The sequence below is a fragment of the Achromobacter sp. 1011811831 genome (genome assembly GCF_059760905.1).
Genome location: NZ_JCBANG010000168.1, coordinates 1 through 4,522, shown reverse-complemented (window position 1 = coordinate 4,522; position 4,522 = coordinate 1). Strand labels below are relative to the sequence as shown.

Sequence of the window (4,522 nt, the reverse complement as noted above, 5' to 3'; positions counted from 1 at the left end):
TTTTTGAAGAAGAAGGCGGCATAGGTTCTTCCATGTGGCTTCTAGTGGGCTCGGAGATGTAAATAGGAGGCGGCCCCGCCCGCCCCCCGGGCCACGGCGACGGCCGGTACGTCGCGCCCGCCACGCCCGCGGGCCGCTTCTATGATCCGTTCGAGGACGACGGCCCGGCGCCGGAATTCGCGGCCGAGCCTGATCGCGACGACGAGATCGAATACGCCACCGAAGCCCGCGACGAACCCGACTTTCACGCCCGTGGCCGCCGCCCGCGCGAACCGCGCCAGGCCGAGGTGTTCCAGGTCTTCGCGCCCTGCCCCCAGGGTATGGAAGAAGCGCTGACGGCGGAAATGCAGGCGCTGGGCTATGAAAACGCCCGCGCCGGCCGCGCCGGCTGTTCCTTCAGCGCCGACTGGGCCGGCGTGCAGCGCGCCAATCTGTATTCGCGGCTGGCCACGCGCATCCTGGTTCAGGTCGCGCACGCCGAGATCTCCCACGAGGACGACATCCTCGACCTGGCCCGCGCCACGCCCTGGGAGCGCTGGTTCAGCGCCGAGCAGACGCTGCGCGTGGACACCTCGGCGATCAAGAGCCCGGTGCAGAGCCTGCAATACTGCAACCTGCGCGCCAAGGACGGCATCTGCGACCGCCTGCGCGAGCGCGAAGGCGAGCGCCCCGACATCGACACCGTGCGCCCCGACGCGCGCGTGCACCTGTTCCTGACCGGCCATACCGCCACGCTGTACCTGGACACCTCCGGCGAATCGCTGTTCAAGCGCGGCTGGCGCCTGGACAAGGGCGAGGCCCCGCTGCGCGAGAACCTGGCGGCCGGCATGCTGGCCCTGGCCGGCTGGGATCCGGCGGCCCCGCTGCTGGATCCGTTCTGCGGCTCGGGCACCATCCTGATCGAGGCCGCCTGGATCGCGCTGGGCGTGCCTCCCGGCATCTCGCGCCCGTTCGGCTTCGAGCGGCTGCGCGGCCATGATCCGCGCCGCTGGCGCGATCTCAAGGAAGACGCCCGCGCCCGCATCCTGCCCCAGCTGGACGCGCCGCTGGTCGGCTACGACCTGGATCCGCAGGCGGTCGAATTCGCCCGCAACAACGCCGAACGCGCCTGGCTGACCTCGGAGTCGATTCGCTTTGAAGTGGGCGATGCCCGCCACATACAGGCGCCGGCCGACCACGGCTGGATCGTCACCAACCCGCCCTACGGCGAGCGGATGCCGACCGAGCAGGACGCGCAGCTCTGGTCCGAATGGGCCACCTGCCTGAAGCGCAACTTCGCCGGCTGGCAGCTGCACATCATCACCAGTGACCTGGAGCTGCCCCAGCGCATGCGCCTGAAGCCCAAGCGCCGCGTGCCGCTGCACAACGGCGCGCTGGATTGCCGCCTGTTCGGCTTCGAGCTGGTGGCTGCGGGCTACCGGGACGCCTGATTCCCGGCGCCCCGCAACGGGGCGTCGGCGTCCGTCGGAATGGACGCCTCGTTGTAAAAGCGCCGCAACATGGTGCAGCTATCTTTGCTTATGGTGCCCCGCCGCAACGTTTTGGGGCATCATCGACTACACGGTGTTGCCGATTCGCACCAGCCTCTTGCACACGACCAGGGTAAACCCTATAATTCGGGTTATCCCTAGTAGCTAAACAAGTGTGCAAGCCCGTGGAGGCTAACGTGACGAACCTGAACAACACCATCCGCCTGACCGACGAACTCGAGCGCCAACTGATGCTCCAGGCGATCGAAGAGCAATTCCGCCCGCACCCGATGCGCGCCCTGGCCGCCGGACTGCGCAAGCTGGCCCACGGCATCCGCGCCCTGGCTGGCAAGGCGAGCGCGAAGGACGCGCACTCGGCCGCCTGAGCGCCGATGGGCCCCCGGTGGGCCCGGACAGATTTCCCCTTGGGGGCTGCACAGCCCCTTTTATAGACCCGCCCTTACCGGCGGGTTTTTTTTCGCCCCTGTCCCGCCCGCGTCGCCGCCCCGTCCTTGCCGCGCGGACGGCCTGCCTCCCGCTTGCGCCGGCGCAAGCGCCCCGCCCGCCCCGCTCCGCGCAAACCCGCGGCCCTTTGCTAAGATAGCCGCCCATGACGCCCGACGCCCCCCTTGACCAGACCCCCAACCGGCTGCGCCGGTTCGCGTGCATGATGTACGAAGCCGTGCTGCTGTTCGGCGTGGTGTTCCTGGCGGGCTATCTGATGGATACGCTGACCCAGAGCCGCAATGCGCTGGAACTGCGCCCGCTCCGGCAAGCCTGGCTGTTCGTGGCCATCGGCGCCTACTTCGTGCTGTGCTGGCGCCGCCGGGGCCAGACGCTGCCCATGAAGACCTGGAACATCCAGCTGGTCGGCCGCGACGGCCAGCCGCCCTCGGTGCCGCTACTGGTGCTGCGCTACATCCTGGCATGGCCCCTGGTGCTGGCAGGCGCCGCCCTGGTCTGGCTGGCGGCACGCTACACGGGCTGGCCGTCCATGGACATGTTCATCGTCGCCGCCCCCTTCATGATCTTCATCTGGACCTGGATCGACCGCGACGGCCAGTTCCTGCATGACCGGATCCTGGGCACGCGCCTGCGCAACGCGCCCCCGCGCACCAAGCCCGGACGCCCGGGAAACAGCGCCGCCACGGCCGTCAAGTAATACCAAGTTTCAATCAGAAAACTTACGCGCCGATTCTCACCGACGCGTTCAGAAAGCTGAAAGCTGCGCGCCAAGACAATAAGGCCCTATTTAAAACCGGACCTTATCCATGCGCGCTTTACTCTCCCGCCTGACGCTGGCCGCCAGCGCCCTGTTCTTCCTGCCGTGGGCCCACGCCCAGAACGCCGACGCCCGCAAGGAAATCGAAGCCGCCTCGCAGGCCGCGCTTTCCGCCGCCCAGCAAGGCCCCGCCGAAGTGAAGCTCGGCGGCCAGGCCGTGCTCAAGCTGCCCGACAACATGATGTTCGTGCCGCGCCTGCAGGCTGACCGCCTGATGGCGGCCTACGGCAACGGCAAGGATCCCAGCCTGCTGGGCGTGGTGCTGCCCAAGGCTGACGAGGACGACTGGCTGATCACCGTCAACTTCGAGAAGACCGGCTACATCAAGGACGACGACGCCCGCAACTGGAACGTCAGCGAACTGCTGGACAGCCTGCGCGAAGGCACCAAGCAATCCAACGTCGAGCGCGTCAAACGCGGCTTCCCCGAGCTGCTGATCGACGGCTGGGTCGAGGCGCCCAAGTACGACAGCAAGACGCAGCGGCTGGTGTGGTCTGTGGCCGCCAAGCACAAGGATGACGGCGCGCAGAGCGACCCGACGGTCAACTACAACACCTACGCCCTGGGCCGCGAAGGCTACATCACGCTGGACCTGATCACGCAGCAAAGCCAGGTGCCGAAGGACAAGGGCGCCGTGCTGGCCCTGCTGAACAACATCGATTACGTCGAAGGCAAGCGCTACGCCGACTTCAACGCCTCGACCGACAAGGTCGCCGAGTACGGCCTGGCCGCGCTGGTGGCCGGCGTGGCGGCGAAGAAGCTGGGGCTGTTCGCCGTCATCGGCGCCTTCCTGTTGAAATTCGGCAAGATCGGCCTCATCGCCGTGGCCGCGCTGGGCGGCGGCATCTGGTCACGCCTGCGCCGCAAGAAGGCGGATCCCGCCGGCCCGGGCCAGCAGTGATCGCAAGCCGGTGAAAGTCCTGCTGTTGCTGCTGTCGGGCTTCAAGTACCTGAAGTTTGGCAAGCTGCTGGCCACCGGCGGCTCCATGCTGCTGTCGGTGGCTGCCTATGCCTGGGTATTCGGCTGGCGCTACGCCGCCGGCTTCGTGCTGCTGCTCCTGGTGCACGAGCTGGGCCACTACGTCGCGGCGCGCCAGCGCGGCCTGGACGTGGGCGCGCCCGTCTTCATTCCTTTCGTGGGCGCCTGGATCCAGTTGAAGGACCAGCCGCTGAACGCCGACACCGAGGCCTATGTGGGGCTGGGCGGGCCCTTCGCGGGCACGCTGGCCTCGCTGGCCTGCTACTTCGCCGCGCGCGACACGGGCAGCGACCTGCTGCTGGCGCTGTCCTATGCCGGCTTCTTCATCAATCTCTTCAACCTGATCCCGCTGTCGCCGTTCGACGGCGGCCGCATCACGGCCGTGCTGTCGCCCCGCGTGTGGCTGGCGGGCGTGCCGGTGCTGGTAGCGCTGTTCGTCTGGCGGCCCAGCCCCATGCTGATCCTGGTCGCCGTGCTCGCCTTCCCGAACGTGGTGCGCGCCTTCAAGTACGACCCGACCCTGCCGGAAAACCAGGCCTATTACGGCACGACGCTGGAAAACAAGCTCGCCTATGGCAGCGCCTACCTGGCGCTGGTGGGACTGCTGGCGGTCATGGCCCACGACGTGCACGAAATGCTCGCGGGACTGCGCTAGTGTGCTGTCTCGTAGGTACGTCCGCATGACGAAATTCATCCATAGACGTCAGGGCTAGGCGCAAACCGCAGTGATACCCGTAGGTATCACGAGGATTTGCAACGACGCCATGGCGGCTAGGGGTGGATTTCGTGCGG

General features: G+C 67.4%; 5 protein-coding genes. All 5 read left to right on the top strand.

The genetic code is table 11. The features are described 5' to 3' along the window. Positions 1-62 precede the first annotated feature (62 nt). The 5 genes from AC6LJ9_RS30210 (at position 63) to AC6LJ9_RS30190 (ending at position 4,385) form a co-directional block, all read left to right on the top strand. A complete protein-coding gene (locus tag AC6LJ9_RS30210) occupies positions 63-1,430 on the top strand; it encodes a THUMP domain-containing class I SAM-dependent RNA methyltransferase (RefSeq protein WP_498150400.1) in 1,368 nt (455 codons plus the stop codon). A 236-nt stretch (positions 1,431-1,666) separates the two neighbouring features. Further along, on the top strand, positions 1,667-1,855 hold the full coding sequence (locus tag AC6LJ9_RS30205; protein ID WP_498150399.1) for a hypothetical protein: 189 nt from the start codon (positions 1,667-1,669) through the stop codon (positions 1,853-1,855). A gap of 224 nt (positions 1,856-2,079) precedes the next feature. Continuing rightward, on the top strand, positions 2,080-2,631 hold the full coding sequence (locus AC6LJ9_RS30200) for an RDD family protein (RefSeq protein WP_498150398.1): 552 nt from the start codon (positions 2,080-2,082) through the stop codon (positions 2,629-2,631). Positions 2,632-2,740: 109 nt separating this feature from the next. Then, positions 2,741-3,652: a DUF2167 domain-containing protein gene (locus AC6LJ9_RS30195; RefSeq protein ID WP_498150397.1), complete on the top strand. Its 912-nt coding sequence runs from the start codon at positions 2,741-2,743 to the stop codon at positions 3,650-3,652. Positions 3,653-3,662: 10 nt separating this feature from the next. Continuing rightward, on the top strand, positions 3,663-4,385 hold the full coding sequence (locus tag AC6LJ9_RS30190; protein WP_498150396.1) for a site-2 protease family protein: 723 nt from the start codon (positions 3,663-3,665) through the stop codon (positions 4,383-4,385). Positions 4,386-4,522 lie beyond the last annotated feature (137 nt).